We start from the raw sequence: 14,070 nt of genomic DNA, 5'->3' as shown, positions 1-14,070 counted from the left end.
AATTACGATTTTCCGGGCAGCACGTATGTTGACAGAACCGATTATTTTTGCAGCCAACAACAGTATTTTTTATGATGATGAAAAGGTTATGGACAGGCGTGTTGCTATTGGGAATGCTGGCCTGTAAAACAACAACGCCGGTGGCGCAACAATCACCGGCTGTCCCGGCTACACCACTCACGCCCTATGGCCCTGCCTGGGCCGCGTTGTGGCAACAACGCTCCGGCGAATACAAAGCCCTGTGCCTGCAAGCCTATCAGCTGGCTGCCTGGCGGCTGGACCAGATCCTGGCACAACCCCATCATCAACCACTCGCCGTGGTAACGGATATCGACGAAACAGTACTCGATAACAGCCCCTACTCCGTACACCAGGCGCTGAACGGTAAAAGCTACGATGAAAAAAGCTGGATCGAATGGACTGCTAAAGCCATCGCTGATACGGTTCCCGGTGCTCCTAACTTCTTTAAATACGCTGCGGCCAAGGGGGTGAAAGTATTCTACATCACCAACCGGCTGGAAGCGGAAAGAGCTGCTACGCTGAAGAACCTGCAGCATTATGGCTTTCCTGATGCAGACGATCAGCACCTGTTGCTGAAGACGGCCGGTTCAGGCAAGGAACCCCGCCGCCGGCAAGTGTTACAGCAGTATGAAATTGTATTGCTCTTTGGTGATAACCTGAGCGATTTTGCAGCTGATTTCGATAAAAAGCCAATGACGGAAAGAAATGCCGCTGCCCTGCAAGCCGCACCCAGCTTCGGTAGCAAGTACATCGTGTTGCCGAATCCGATGTATGGCGACTGGGAAGGGGCGCTGTATAATTATCAATATAAACTCACGCCACAACAGAAAGATAGCGTGATGAAGGCACAGCTGCGTAACTACTAGTATTCTTTCTCGCAAAGGCGCAAAGCAGCAAAGAGCGCAAAGATGATATAAGCAAAGGAGCGAAGATTAGCTGTTGATCTTCGCTCCTTTGCTTTCTTAATATTCGCTCAAATAACCTTTGCGCTCTTTGCTGCTTTGCGCCTTTGCGAGAAACTATTCGATGCTTATCACACGGAACACCGTTCTCCTGTTGGCCGCACGTCCTTCCTCCGTATTATTCGGCGCAATCGGCTGTGTTTCCCCATATCCTTTAAACGTCAGGCGATTAACGCTGATACCTTTATCTGTCAGGTATTTCACGACAGCTTTGGCCCTGTTGGTGGATAAGACCATATTGTCTTTATCAGCGCCTACATCATCTGTATGACCGGCAATTTCAATTTTAATAGCAGGGTTGTCCTGTAATAATTTCACCAGTTTATCCAGCTCTGTCACCGACGCTGGTTCCAGGTTATACTGATTACTGTTGAAGAAGATATTATGCAGGATGATGCTGGCATTAACGGCCAGTGGTTGCAGCGGGATGTTTTTCTCGAATGGTATTCCCGGATGATGATCTTTCAGGGAGAAGTTATCAGAGTAAAACAGGTATCCTTTTTTATCCACATGGAAAGCATAGTCTTTTCCAACCGGCAGCGGCGCCAGGAAGTTCCCGTTGTCGTCTGTTTTTACAGCGGCTATCGGGTAACCGCCTTGCAGGTCTATCACATCAATATGCGCGGTGAGTCTTTTGTGGGTGGTGGTGTCGTATACAAAACCTTTTACGTAAAGTGTTTGCAGGGGGCGGGCTTCCGGATACAGTTCAAATTGGTAGATGTCCAGTGCGCCGCGGGTATCGGAGCGGTCAGAAGCGAAATAGGCGGTTTTACCGTTGGCTTCAACTACCAGCGAGGCGTCTTCATCGATGGTGTTGATAGGATAACCCAGGTTGGTAGCGGGTCCCCAGCTACCGTCCGGCTGGCGCCGGGAGTAGAATATGTCCAGCCCACCGTAACCAGGATGCCCGTTGGAAGCGAAGTACAGCGTTTGTCCATCCGCATGGATGAAAGGCGTCGTTTCCCTGCCCCGGGTGTTGATATTGGGACCTAAGCGCTCCGGTACGCTCCAGCGGCCGTTTTCCAGGCGGCGGCTCATGAATATATCGGCGCCGGCATCGGAAGTTTCGCGGGCGAAGTAGAGTGTCTGTTTATCGGCCGACAGGCAGGGTTGTGATTCCCAGTCCCGTGTATTGATCGGTGCGCCGATATTCTGCGGCGGCGTCCATCCATTGGCTGTTTTTTCAGCGTAGTAGATATCACAGCTGCCTTTGCCTTCGGGGAATTCACAGCCGGTGAAAACGAGCAGGGTACCGTCCTGTGAGATATTTTGTGCGCCTTCGTTGAAAGCGCTGTTCACCGGTTCCCCCATATTTTGTGCGGGGTTCCAGCCACTGCTATCGCGTTGGGAGATGTAAAAATCTTCATTGCGGCCATTTACGCGCCGGGTATAGATCAGTGTTTTACCATCAATGGTGAGGGAAGGAAAATACTCCGGATCTTTACTGTTGATGTGATCGCCCAGGTTTTCGGGATGAAAAGGTACCTGGTGGTGTTGACTGACAGCGAATTCATAGTTGTCTCTCAGTCTTTCGGCGTTTTTATTCAATACTTTGCTGGTCGCCATGTATTGATTGATCACCTGCAGCGCGCCTTGAAAATCCCCGGTGCCGGCCAGTGAGCGGGAATAAGCTACCAGAACAGGTTTCATGCCGCTGCTATCCAGTTGTTTCAGTTTGGTGAAGTTTTCTTTCGCGGCCGCATAATCTTTCAGGTCCATGTAACAAAGGCCCATCTGTCCGTAAGCGTCGGTAAAGTTGGGGGCTATTTTGACGGCGTTTTGCAACAGGGCGATGGCTTCTTTACTTTTGTACATACGGACAGCATCTACTGCCTCGTCGAAATAGGCTTTCGCTTTTTTAGGGGCCGTTTCATAGGTGACTGTCTGGGCCTGTGTTTGCAGGCAGCAGTACCATAAACAGGCGGATAATAACAGCGCACGTTTCATAAGGTTTATCTGGGTTGTGTGACGAAGATAGAAGATAAAACGAAGAAGCCGTTGCTTTCATTGCAACGGCTTCTTTGTTTTTATCGTTATCCGGTTATGGTACGTTGATGTACTTGTGTATTTGCAGAGACAGGCTCCATTCCGGATGTTCTTTGATATAGTCGATGATCAGCGGCGTCATTTCTGCGCTGCGGTCCCATTCCGGCGCCAGGTATAGCTTACACTGTTTATTCACCAGGGCGGCATATTTTTCTGCCCAGGCGAAGTCGGATTTGTTGAAGATAACCACTTTCAGTTCGCTGGCTACTTTACAGATTTCCGGCAGGGGAGCTTTGAATTTTTTGGGCGACAGGGTGATCCAGTCCCAGCTGCCGCTCAGCGGAGAGGAGCCGGATGTTTCCATATGGGTACGGAATCCTTTTTTATGCAGGGCCTGGGTGAGTGCGTTGAGGTTATGCATCAGCGGTTCGCCGCCGGTGATAACGGCCAGGCGGCCCGGCTGGGCAGCGGCCTCTTCCACAATATCCGCAATCTCACGCTGAGGATGTTTGGAGGCATCCCAGCTCTCTTTAACGTCGCACCAATGGCAACCTACGTCACATCCTCCCAACCTGATAAAATAGGCTGCTTTGCCCTGATAAAAGCCTTCTCCCTGAAGGGTGTAGAAGCTTTCCATCACCGGCAGGGTGCTGGTCCTTGTATTTGTTGTAATTATTGACATATTAACGGCACAAAGTTCGGTATTTACCGCAACTTTTAATTCATACTTCCTTTCAGGCCGATGTTGGCGTGATAGGTGTTTTTCAGCAGTGCTGCGATGGTCATGGGACCTACACCGCCCGGTACAGGCGTGATGTAGCTGCATTTAGGCGCCACTTCATCAAATTTAACGTCTCCTTTGAGGCGGAAACCGCTCTTTTTGGATGCGTCTGCTACCCGGTTGATACCTACGTCCACTACTACGGCGCCTTCTTTCACCATATCGGCGGTCACAAAGTCCGGTTTACCGATGGCCGCGATAATGATATCGGCCTGACGGCAAATTTCTGCCAGGTTTTGTGTGCGGGAGTGGGTGAGGGTAACGGTACAGTTGCCAGGGTTGGTATTACGGCTCAGCAGGAGGCTGATCGGCGTACCTACGATGTGGCTGCGGCCAATTACCACGGCGTGTTTGCCGGCGGTAGGAATATTATAGTGTTCCAGCATCAGCATGATGCCATACGGAGTAGCGGGGATAAAGGCCGGTAAACCGCTTACCATTTTACCTACGTTCATCGGATGGAAGCCGTCTACGTCTTTGCTGGGATCGATGGTGTTGATCACCAGCTCTTCGTTGATGTGTTTGGGTAAAGGCAGCTGTACCAGGATACCGTCAACATCTGCGTTTTCATTCAGCAGGATGATCTGGTCCAGCAGGTGTTTTTCGGAAATCTGTTCGTCGAAACGGAGCAGGGTGGAGTTGTAGCCACATTCTGCGCAGGATTTTACCTTGGAAGCTACGTAGGTTTCGCTGGCGGGATTGTTGCCAACGAGGATAGCCGCGAGATGAGGTACTTTTTTACCAGCAGCCTTTAATTCAGCCACCTGAGCGGCTAATTGGGCTTTAATAGCCTCAGAAACTAGTTTACCGTCTAAAATTTGCATGTGCAAAGGTACAAATCAATTACGAATTACGAGTTACGAATTACGAATGAAGGGCCTTCTTATGGGAAGATTTCTTATTAACCTCTCCATAGAAAAGCCCTTCATTCGTAATTCGTAATTGATTTCAGGCATTCGGCAAAACAAGCGACGTGCGTGAACGCTTGTTTTGCCCGGGCATTGCGCCCGTCAGAATGCGCGATAGTGGAAATTATAAGGCAAAACTTGCATATAAATCACCCTGCCGCCCGCAGGCAGGCAGGCAGCAGGGAAAGATTTTCGATCACAAAAAGGAATATCAGATTTTCGGAGCAGCAGCAAGTATTTCAGCGTCTGCGGCGGCAGCGTATTTTTCGAAGTTGCGGATGAACTGGCCAGCCAGGTCTTTTGCTTTTTCGTCGTAAGCTGCTTTGTCGCTCCAGGTATTGCGCGGGTCCAGGATTTCGCCGGGAACACCAGGGCAGGCATCCGGCATAGCTACGCCAAATACCGGGTGAGGGCGGAAAGTGGCATTGTTGAGCTGACCATTCAGCGCAGCTGCAATCATCGCACGGGTATAAGACAGTTTAATACGGTTACCGGTGCCATAGGCGCCACCTGTCCAGCCGGTATTGATCAGCCATACATTCACCTGGTGCCGGCGCATTTTTTCACCCAGCATCTGGGCATACTGCGCCGGATGCAACGGAATGAAAGGCGCTCCAAAGCAGGCGCTGAAGGTAGATTTAGGCTCTGTGATACCTGCTTCCGTACCGGCTACCTTGGCGGTATAACCGGAAATGAACTGGTACATGGCCTGACCGGGCGTCAGCCTGGAAATAGGAGGTAAAACGCCGTAGGCATCGCAGGTCAGGAAGAATATGTTTTTAGGAATGCCTCCGATAGAAGGTTCCAGTGCATTGTCAATATAAGACAGCGGGTAAGATACCCGGGTGTTTTCCGTAATGGTACAATCAGTGTAGTTCACGGTATTGGTGCCGGGGTAGAACTGAATGTTCTCCAGCAACGCGCCGTGGCGTACGGCCCGGAAAATCTGCGGCTCTTTCTCTTCAGACAGGTCGATGCATTTGGCATAACAACCACCTTCAAAGTTAAACACACCGGTGGAAGTCCAGCCATGTTCGTCATCACCAATCAGTTTACGGGCAGGATCTGCGCTGAGGGTAGTTTTACCGGTACCGCTCAGACCGAAGAAAACAGCGGTATCGCCGTCGTCGCCCTGGTTGGCGGAGCAGTGCATGCTCAATACCTGCTTGTCGTGCGGCAGTACATAGTTGAGAATAGTGAAAATACCTTTTTTGATTTCACCGGTATAGGCGCTGCCACCGATGATGATCATTTTACGGGAGAAGTTCACCATGCTGAAATTAGCCTGGCGGGTGCCGTCTGCTGCAGGATCTGCAAGAAAACCAGGTGCCTGGATCACTGTCCAGTCAGTATGCATATAATCCAGTTCCTCTTCTGTAGGACGAAGAAACATATTGTAGGCAAACAGGCTGGACCAGGGCAGTTCAGTCACCACTTTGATGTTGACACGATAGTCCTGATCGGCGCAGGCATAACAGTCACGTACCCATACGTCTTTACCGGTAAAGTAAGCAGTAATTTTCTGGTACAGGCGATCGAATACATCGGCAGAAACAGGGAGGTTGAAGTCGTTCCAGTTGACAGTGTCTGCAGTAAGTTCGTCTTTTACGATAAATTTGTCTTTGGGAGATCTGCCTGTGAATTTGCCCGTGTTAACGGCGAGCGCTCCAGTGTCGGCCAGTACGCCTTGATTTCTGGCTAATGTTTGTTCCACCAGTTTCTCCGGGGAAAGTTGGTAATATACATTCGACACATTCTCTATGCCCAGTTCCCGTAAGTCAGCAACAGGGTTCCTTACGCTACTCATTTGCATAAAAAGCAAGATTGTTTTGGTGTAAAAGCAAAACTAGGCATTTTTTGATATTGTCAAATTTTATCGGTGTTACACCACTAAAATTTAGATAAAATGAGTGGTACTAAGGGTTATTATTGCGATATTTTTAATTTGGTCGCGTTTCCTTGCAGTATTTCAAAAGGTCGGTGTGTGAATATAACATTAAGTAATTGCAAGGGAGTATCAGTTCTTAACCAACACTGCCCGCTTCTTAACCAGTTGGCCGGAATTAAAATTTATCAGTCTGCTGTTTCATGAAATCACAAATATTTCACCTAGGTTTGGAGCCTCATTTGAAATATAGACGATCATGAAGAATCTGCCCTTGGACTCGCAGCTGTTTGTTAAAAACCGCGCGCGTTTTGTGGCTAAAATGCAGCCACAGTCAATAGCCATTATCAACTCTAATGATGAATTGCCGACCAACGGTGATGCGTTGTATAAGTTTAAACAGAACTCCGACCTGTACTGGATGACCGGTATCGATCAGGAAGAAACCATGTTGGTACTGTTCCCGGACAACCCCGACCCGAAATACCGTGAAGTATTGGTATTGGTACGTCCGAATGAACTGAAGGAAAAATGGGATGGTCATCGCCTGCGTAAAGATGAAGCGTTCGCTATCTCCGGTATTACTACCGTAGTATGGCTCGACAGCCTTGATGCCATGTTACAGCAATGGATCAACGACGCGTCCAACATCTACCTGAACTCCAACGAAAATAACCGCAAATCCAACCTGGTGCCGGTAAAGGACTACCGCTACGCACAGGAAATGAAACTCCGTTATCCCCTGCACAACTACCTGCGGGCAGCGGTGATTTTTAAGGAACTGCGCGCGGTGAAAACAGCGGAAGAAGTAAAAGTGATTCAACAAGCGGTAGATATCACGGAAAAAGCATTCCGTCGCCTGCTGAAATTTATCAAGCCAGGTGTGTGGGAACATGAAATCCATGCGGAAATTCTCCACGAATTTCTGCGTAACCGCTCTGCCGGCGAGGCTTACGGCTCTATCATCGCTTCCGGCGACCGTGCCCGTACGCTGCACTATATCTCCAACAACGAGGAGTGTAAAGATGGTGAACTGATCCTGATGGACTTCGGCGCGGAATATGGCGGATACAATGCCGACCTTACCCGTACCATACCGGTAAACGGTAAATTCACCGACCGTCAGCGCCAGGTATACAATGCCTGTCTGCATCTGCACAACTATGCAAAAGGTATCCTCCGTCCGGGAATCACCATCGCCAAATACCATGAAATCGTGGGCGAGGAAGCCGGCAAGGAATTCGTGAAACTGGGCCTGCTCACAGAAGCAGACATTAAAAACCAGGACCCTGAATCTCCGGCCTACCGCAAATACCTGTACCATGGCATCTCTCACCACCTGGGTGTAGATGTACACGACCTCGGCCCGTCTTTCCATAAACCGATTCCGGAAGGCGCGGTGATGACCGTTGAACCGGGTATTTATATTGAAGAAGAAAAAATGGGCGTTCGCATTGAAAACAACGTATGGCTGACTGCCGGCGGAAATGTGGACCTTTTCAAAAATATTCCTATCACCGCTGAGGAGATCGAAGCGCTGATGAAATAGATAAAGCATCCTTTCTGTATTACGGATTACTAATTACAAACTACGCATCATAGGAAGTCCTAAATTCGTACTTTGTAATGCGTAATCCGTAATTGTATTAAAGCCATTTGAATGCGACAACTTCCTAACATTATTACCCTATGTAACCTTTTTTGTGGTGCACTGGCCATCATTTGTGTACTGCATGCACCGGAATTCCGGGTGGAGTTTAACGGCAATGATTATACGGTGACCAACCCTGAGCCGGTATACTGGGCTTCCGCCCTGGTAGTACTGGCAGCCATCTTCGACTTTTTTGACGGAGCGGTAGCCCGTTTGTTACGGGTACAGTCGCCCATGGGTAAAGAGCTGGACTCGCTGGCGGACGTGGTAACCTTCGGAGTAGTACCCGGTATGATGTTGTACCGCCTGCTGAGAAGTGCCTACTACCAGATGCCCGATGCTTTCGAGGTATCAATGGTGAACCTGGCCCCGGCCTTGCTGGTGCCTTGTTTTGCGGCTTACCGCCTGGCGAAATTTAACCTGGATACCCGTCAGTCAGAGAATTTTATTGGGGTGCCCACACCGGCTGTAGGCTTGCTGGTAGCCTCTTTCCCGATGATTTTATTGTACAATCCCTATAACCTGGCCCACTGGCTGCAGAACGTATGGGTACTGTATGGTATCATCGTGGCGCTCTGCTACCTGATGGTGGCGGAGATCCCTATGCTGAGCCTGAAAATAAAGGAGAAATCGCTGAAAGCCAACTGGACAAGGCTATTGCTGGTAGCGCTGGTGCTGGTGAGTATCCCCTTCCTCAACTACGCCACGGTTCCGTTTATATTCATTTGTTATGTGGTCCTTTCCCTGGCAGTACCGCCAAAGGTAACACCAGCCTGATATTGACAGATCTGCAAGGCAGCAGGGTACGCACAGTCCTATAGCGGCTTTGCGAACTTTGCTGCCTTGCTGCTTTGCGAGAGTAATTATTTTCCGTAGGTTTGCGCCAAATTTTAGCACAATGACTTTTACTGCACATATCAATGTGATGCCACTGAAAGAATTACTGGACCCGCAAGGTAAAGCCGTGATGGGTGGTCTCAAAAACCTTGGCATGGGCCAGGTACAAGATGTACGGATTGGTAAACACATTACCCTGCAAATTGAAGCCGCCAGCAAGGAAGAAGCACAACAGATCGCTGAAAGCGCCTGCCAGAAACTGTTGGCAAACCAGGTAATGGAATACTTCGAAGTACACATACAATAAAAGATTTATTTTACGGATTACGGCCAACGGTCATCTGCATCGTTTATCGTAATCCGTAATTTGTTATTAGCATGAAATTATACCTGATTCCTTCTCCTATCGGCAACCTCGCCGATATCACCTACCGGGCTGTTAAAGTACTGGAGGAGGCGGAATTGGTACTGGCGGAAGATACCCGTACTTCCAGCGTACTCCTCAAACATTACCAGATCAACAAACCGGTAACGCCTTACCACCAGCATAACGAACACAAGATTGTACAGCACCTGCTGCAACAGCTGCAGGCCGGCAAAACCATGGCCCTGCTCACCGATGCAGGCACCCCTGGTGTCTCCGACCCGGGATTCCTGCTGGTACGGGAATGTATCCGTGCCGGTGTACCGGTGGAATGCCTGCCCGGCGCTACTGCCTTCGTGCCCGCACTGGTCAACAGCGGCATCCCCATGAACCGCTTCACTTTTGAAGGGTTCCTGCCACTCAAAAAAGGCCGCCATACCTTGTTTACCCAACTGGCCACAGAAGAACGCACCTTCGTTTTTTATGAATCACCGATGCGACTGGTGAAAACACTGGCCGACCTGATCCAATACCTCGGACCCGACCGCCCCTGCTGCGTTAGCCGCGAACTCACCAAAATGTTCGAGGAAAACAAACGGGGTACCCTCCAGGAAGTACATGATTATTTCCAGGCAAAAGGGGTAAAAGGCGAAATTGTAGTGGTGGTGCAAGGCGCCGAATAATTTCCCCATTTATTCATTTTCCCATTTTCTTAAAGTCCCCCAATCGGTAAGTCCCGTTCAAATGGTTAAATAACCAAATGATTAAATAACCAAATGTTGTTTATTTTAGCCCAGGAATAAAAATAATACTGAATGAAGCACGGGCTACTAGGAAGCTGTCTGGCCCTTACCATGATGACGGGCAGCTGGTTACAACTAAATGCACAGTCTGATCGCTGGCAACAACGGGTAAAGTATACGATGGATGTGGCGATGGACGCACCTGCCAACAAACTGACCGGTAAACAACAACTGGAGTATTTCAACAACTCCCCCGACACCCTGAAAAAAGTCTTCTATCACCTGTACTGGAACGCTTTTCAGCCAGGAAGCATGATGGATGTACGCAGCCGTGAGCTGGGCAAAATTGTACTCGGAAAAGACAAAAACGGTAACCCGCGGCTCGATTGGGATGCCCGCGTACGCGACCGCATCTCCAAACTCAAACCAGACGAAATCGGCTACCAGAAAATCATCTCCCTGAAAAGAGATGGCAAAGCGCAAGCCTTCAAAGTGGTGGAAACTATCCTGGAAGTGCCGCTGGACAAGCCTATCCTGCCGCATTCCAAAGCGGTGTTCGATATGGAATTTGAAGCGCAGGTGCCCGTACAAATCCGCAGAAGTGGCCGCAACAACGCAGAAGGGGTGGACTTCTCCATGGCGCAGTGGTATCCCAAAATGTGTGAATATGACTACGAAGGATGGCACCCTACACCCTATATCGCCCGCGAGTTCTACGGCATATGGGGCGATTATGATGTGAAAATCTCCATCGATAAAAAATATGTACTGGCTGGTACCGGTTATCTGCAAAACCCTAACCAGATTGGTCATGGTTATGAAACACCGGGGGCCAAAGTAAACCGTCCCGCTGGTAATAAACTGACCTGGCATTTTGTGGCGCCCAATGTACACGATTTTGTATGGGCCGCAGATCCGGACTATAAACATATTACGCAACAGGTAGACGGCTTTACCGCTCATTTCTTCTACATTGAAAGCAACGCCACCCGTGAATCATGGCCTAAACTGGCGAAAATGGTTCCGGTAGCTTACCAGTATATCAAAGCACATTACGGCGCTTATCCGTATCAGCAATACTCCTTTATCCAGGGCGGCGATGGTGGTATGGAATACCCGATGGCTACGCTGATCATGGGTGAGCGGGACATCGCGGCATTGTACAACCTGGCGCTGCATGAATGGATGCATAGCTGGTACCAGGGTATGCTGGCTACCAACGAAAGCCTCTATCCCTGGATGGACGAAGGTTTTACCACTTTCGCAGAAGACGCTACCTTTTACAATACAGTGGATTCCCTGAAAGGAAAATATCCGCATGAAGGCTCCTATAACGGCTACTTCGCCCTGGCAAAAAGTCCTTACGAGGAACCGGCTTCCACCCATGCTGATCACTATAATACCAATTTCGGCTACGGTACTACGGCCTATTCCAAAGGCGCCGTTTTCCTGGAACAACTGGGGTACGTTATCGGTAAAGATAACCGCGATGCAGGCCTGTTGCGCTATTACAACGAGTGGCGCTTCAAACATCCGAATGCAAATGATTTTGTACGCGTGATGGAAAAACAAAGCGGTATCCAACTGGATTGGTACAAACAATACTTTATCAATTCCACCAAACATATCGATTATGGTATTGACAGCGTTTATAGCAAAGGCAGCAAAACCGTTGTGCGCCTGCGTCGTATCGGTCAGTTCCCCATGCCGGTCGATTTTATGGTGACCGACAAAAAAGGCAACCAGGTGATGCACTACATCCCACTGTCGCTGATGTTCGGTGAAAAACCAAACGAACAGCCGGATGTAAAACGTGTAGTCGATCCCGTTTGGTACTGGACCAACCCAACCTATGAGGTGGAACTGGACCTGCCCCTGTCTGATATCAAAGAGCTGGAAATTGATCCCAGTCAGCGTTTGGCGGACATCGACAGAAGTAATAACAAGGCGGTATCTTAAATGTACCTCACATAAAAAGAGAAGGCGAAGCAACTGCTTCGCCTTCTCTTTTTATACCACCTGGCTTCCCAGTACTTTAGCGGCTTTCAGCTCGCCCGCCCGGATCATGGTTTTAATAGCGCGGTTAATGAATTCCAGTCCGCTCATACCGGCATCCACCGGGTCATCGGGCCGGATCACGTGCAGGTTCAATATTTTTTTCCCTTTAAAAGGAGCGGCCTCCGGTATGTTGAAGCAACGGTCAATAGTGTCTGCCGGTATCCCTGCTGCCTTTAGTTGCTGCCGAATAGCTTCCAGGTAACGCAGCGAGTGATTGTATACGGCCGGTACGGCGATATCTCCTTCAGACATATTGATGGTGGTCCAGTCCATGGTGCGTTCCAGCACGTCCACCAGGTTTTTGAACTGGATAAAATATTCTTCCTGTGTAACAGGCGTGTGCAGCACCACATAGATATCGGTAGCGCCCCGGTCGATGGCGAGTTTTACCGGTGCGTATAACGGGCCGCCGCCATCTATGAGTTGTAGCAGCGGTTGCTCTGGTTCTATAATATCTACCGGCGGCATAAATGCCGGCTGGGTAAAAGAGGCCACCATGGCGTCCCGGAGGATGTACATGTCACTCGCTTTTTTTACCGTATAACCGTTGCCGTTAAATTCCCGGTTGGAGAAATAAATCGTTTGACCTGCCTGCAGACTGCGCGTGGCGATGTACAGTTCCCGTGGACTGTTCATCACCTGCTCATAACGTTCTTCCGTTACAATGGCATTCACCTTGTGCAGTAATGGGATGATGTTGTATAAGGACAGGTTGTTATTGGCCAGCCGTTGAATAGCATGATTGGTAGAAAGATAGTCCTGGGTAACATTGGTGGTGAAAATTTTTTCTATCAGTTCGTCTTCTCCGATAGCGGCGAGAAGGGCAATCAGGGAGCCGGCGCTGGTGCCGCAAAGGATGTCAAACCGGATGTCAGGATGATGTTGTTGTATATGTTTAATCACGCCAATAGCGAAGGCACAACGGGCGCCTCCTCCGGCTAATACTAATGCAGTTTTTGTCATGATAGATTTTTCAATGTGGATAAAGGTTACCACAAAGCTGGCAGGGGGTTATGGGTATGACACACAGGTGGTCATCTCCCAAATTACAAAATCCGGGTAAAAAAAAATCAGGACGGCGAAGCGGTCCTGATGAATAAGTTGGAGCTATAACGCTTAAAAGATGAGTTGTTGTAATTGGTTTTCCCAGTTATGGCGTTGTAACTCATGGTTTTTGAGTTGTTCGAGATGGTGGCCATTATGGTAAGCGGTGAAGTACAACATCTCCCGGATGGAAATATTCCCAAGCAGGGGATGCGGCAGGCGATACTTATCAAGATCCTTTTCTGACCAATTACCCAGCTGTTGCAGCAGTCTTTCTTTTTGTTTCAGGAAAGCGGCGATGAGTACCGGGCGTTGTGCACTGTATACCACGCCTGGCAGGTAAGTAAGGGTGGATTTGGCGCCACCGGCCAGCAATTGCCGGTATTCTTCCACCACGGCCTGGTAGGAGCGGGAAGGCTGACGATTGGTACCAAAGTAACGCAGTAACATTTTAGGATATCCCATCGCGGTAGCTACCGGTCTGGCAGATTTGATCAGGTGCTGTAGTTGCTGGCCGGCAGACCATTTGCCATAAGGCGTAGCGGTAAAGCGATGATCCGGCAATGTTTGCACAAAATCAACGAACTGATCGAAACTATTGTTGAGGCGAGCATGAATCTCGTGCTGGTTCAGGTACATAGGAAATGATTTAGAGGGTTCGGAAAACACAAAACCGGACGCATCAGACTAAACTATACCCGGGCCATTTGCATTCACCCTGAAGTTACACCCGTTTTATGATCTATCCAATAGTATGACAAATATAAAATATTACAATATTTATTTTTAAAGCCTTAAACCAGGTAATTTGATTGTTTATTGCCGGAAAA

General features: G+C 49.1%; 12 protein-coding genes. 6 read left to right on the top strand and 6 right to left on the bottom strand.

The window, feature by feature from the left end; genetic code table 11:
• Nucleotides 1-71: 71 nt before the first annotated feature.
• Nucleotides 72-887 carry a 5'-nucleotidase, lipoprotein e(P4) family gene (locus ICL07_RS10145; RefSeq protein ID WP_223151797.1) on the top strand — a complete coding sequence of 272 codons (816 nt, stop codon included), beginning with the start codon at nt 72-74 and terminating at the stop codon, nt 885-887.
• Nucleotides 888-1,040: 153 nt separating this feature from the next.
• On the opposite strand, the gene ICL07_RS10140 is transcribed toward ICL07_RS10145, so the two are convergent.
• The 4 genes from ICL07_RS10140 to pckA all read right to left on the bottom strand — a co-directional run bounded on the left by ICL07_RS10140 (nt 1,041) and on the right by pckA (nt 6,471).
• Nucleotides 1,041-2,930: an OmpA family protein gene (locus ICL07_RS10140; protein WP_188087790.1), complete on the bottom strand. Its 1,890-nt coding sequence runs from the start codon at nt 2,928-2,930 to the stop codon at nt 1,041-1,043.
• A gap of 94 nt (nt 2,931-3,024) precedes the next feature.
• Nucleotides 3,025-3,651, bottom strand: a complete 627-nt coding sequence (locus ICL07_RS10135) for a 7-carboxy-7-deazaguanine synthase QueE (RefSeq protein ID WP_223151796.1) — start codon at nt 3,649-3,651, stop codon at nt 3,025-3,027.
• 35 nt (nt 3,652-3,686) lie between these two features.
• Nucleotides 3,687-4,574: a bifunctional methylenetetrahydrofolate dehydrogenase/methenyltetrahydrofolate cyclohydrolase FolD gene (gene folD, locus ICL07_RS10130; RefSeq protein WP_188087789.1), complete on the bottom strand. Its 888-nt coding sequence runs from the start codon at nt 4,572-4,574 to the stop codon at nt 3,687-3,689.
• Between the two features lie 295 nt (nt 4,575-4,869).
• Entirely contained in the window at nt 4,870-6,471 is a 1,602-nt protein-coding gene (pckA, locus tag ICL07_RS10125; protein WP_188087788.1) for a phosphoenolpyruvate carboxykinase (ATP), read from the bottom strand.
• A 331-nt stretch (nt 6,472-6,802) separates the two neighbouring features.
• Between pckA and ICL07_RS10120 the strand changes: the two genes are divergently transcribed.
• The 5 genes from ICL07_RS10120 (at nt 6,803) to ICL07_RS10100 (ending at nt 12,097) form a co-directional block, all read left to right on the top strand.
• Nucleotides 6,803-8,092, top strand: coding sequence for an aminopeptidase P N-terminal domain-containing protein (locus ICL07_RS10120; RefSeq protein WP_188087787.1), 1,290 nt, complete (start codon nt 6,803-6,805; stop codon nt 8,090-8,092).
• 111 nt (nt 8,093-8,203) lie between these two features.
• Complete coding sequence (gene pssA / locus ICL07_RS10115) at nt 8,204-8,971, top strand: CDP-diacylglycerol--serine O-phosphatidyltransferase (RefSeq protein ID WP_188087786.1); 768 nt, start codon at nt 8,204-8,206, stop codon at nt 8,969-8,971.
• Nucleotides 8,972-9,092: 121 nt separating this feature from the next.
• Complete coding sequence (gene purS / locus ICL07_RS10110) at nt 9,093-9,338, top strand: phosphoribosylformylglycinamidine synthase subunit PurS (RefSeq protein ID WP_188087785.1); 246 nt, start codon at nt 9,093-9,095, stop codon at nt 9,336-9,338.
• A gap of 71 nt (nt 9,339-9,409) precedes the next feature.
• Nucleotides 9,410-10,078 (top strand): 16S rRNA (cytidine(1402)-2'-O)-methyltransferase, encoded by a 669-nt coding sequence (gene rsmI / locus ICL07_RS10105; RefSeq protein WP_188087784.1) that lies wholly within the window; start codon nt 9,410-9,412, stop codon nt 10,076-10,078.
• Between the two features lie 132 nt (nt 10,079-10,210).
• On the top strand, nt 10,211-12,097 hold the full coding sequence (locus tag ICL07_RS10100) for a M1 family metallopeptidase (RefSeq protein ID WP_188087783.1): 1,887 nt from the start codon (nt 10,211-10,213) through the stop codon (nt 12,095-12,097).
• Between the two features lie 51 nt (nt 12,098-12,148).
• On the opposite strand, the gene ICL07_RS10095 is transcribed toward ICL07_RS10100, so the two are convergent.
• Nucleotides 12,149-13,159, bottom strand: coding sequence for a patatin-like phospholipase family protein (locus tag ICL07_RS10095; protein WP_188087782.1), 1,011 nt, complete (start codon nt 13,157-13,159; stop codon nt 12,149-12,151).
• 153 nt (nt 13,160-13,312) lie between these two features.
• A complete protein-coding gene (locus ICL07_RS10090) occupies nt 13,313-13,879 on the bottom strand; it encodes a DinB family protein (protein WP_188087781.1) in 567 nt (188 codons plus the stop codon).
• Nucleotides 13,880-14,070 lie beyond the last annotated feature (191 nt).

Source organism: Chitinophaga qingshengii, from assembly GCF_014529935.1.
Classification (GTDB): domain Bacteria; phylum Bacteroidota; class Bacteroidia; order Chitinophagales; family Chitinophagaceae; genus Chitinophaga; species Chitinophaga qingshengii.
This window is presented reverse-complemented; position numbering and strand designations above follow the sequence as displayed.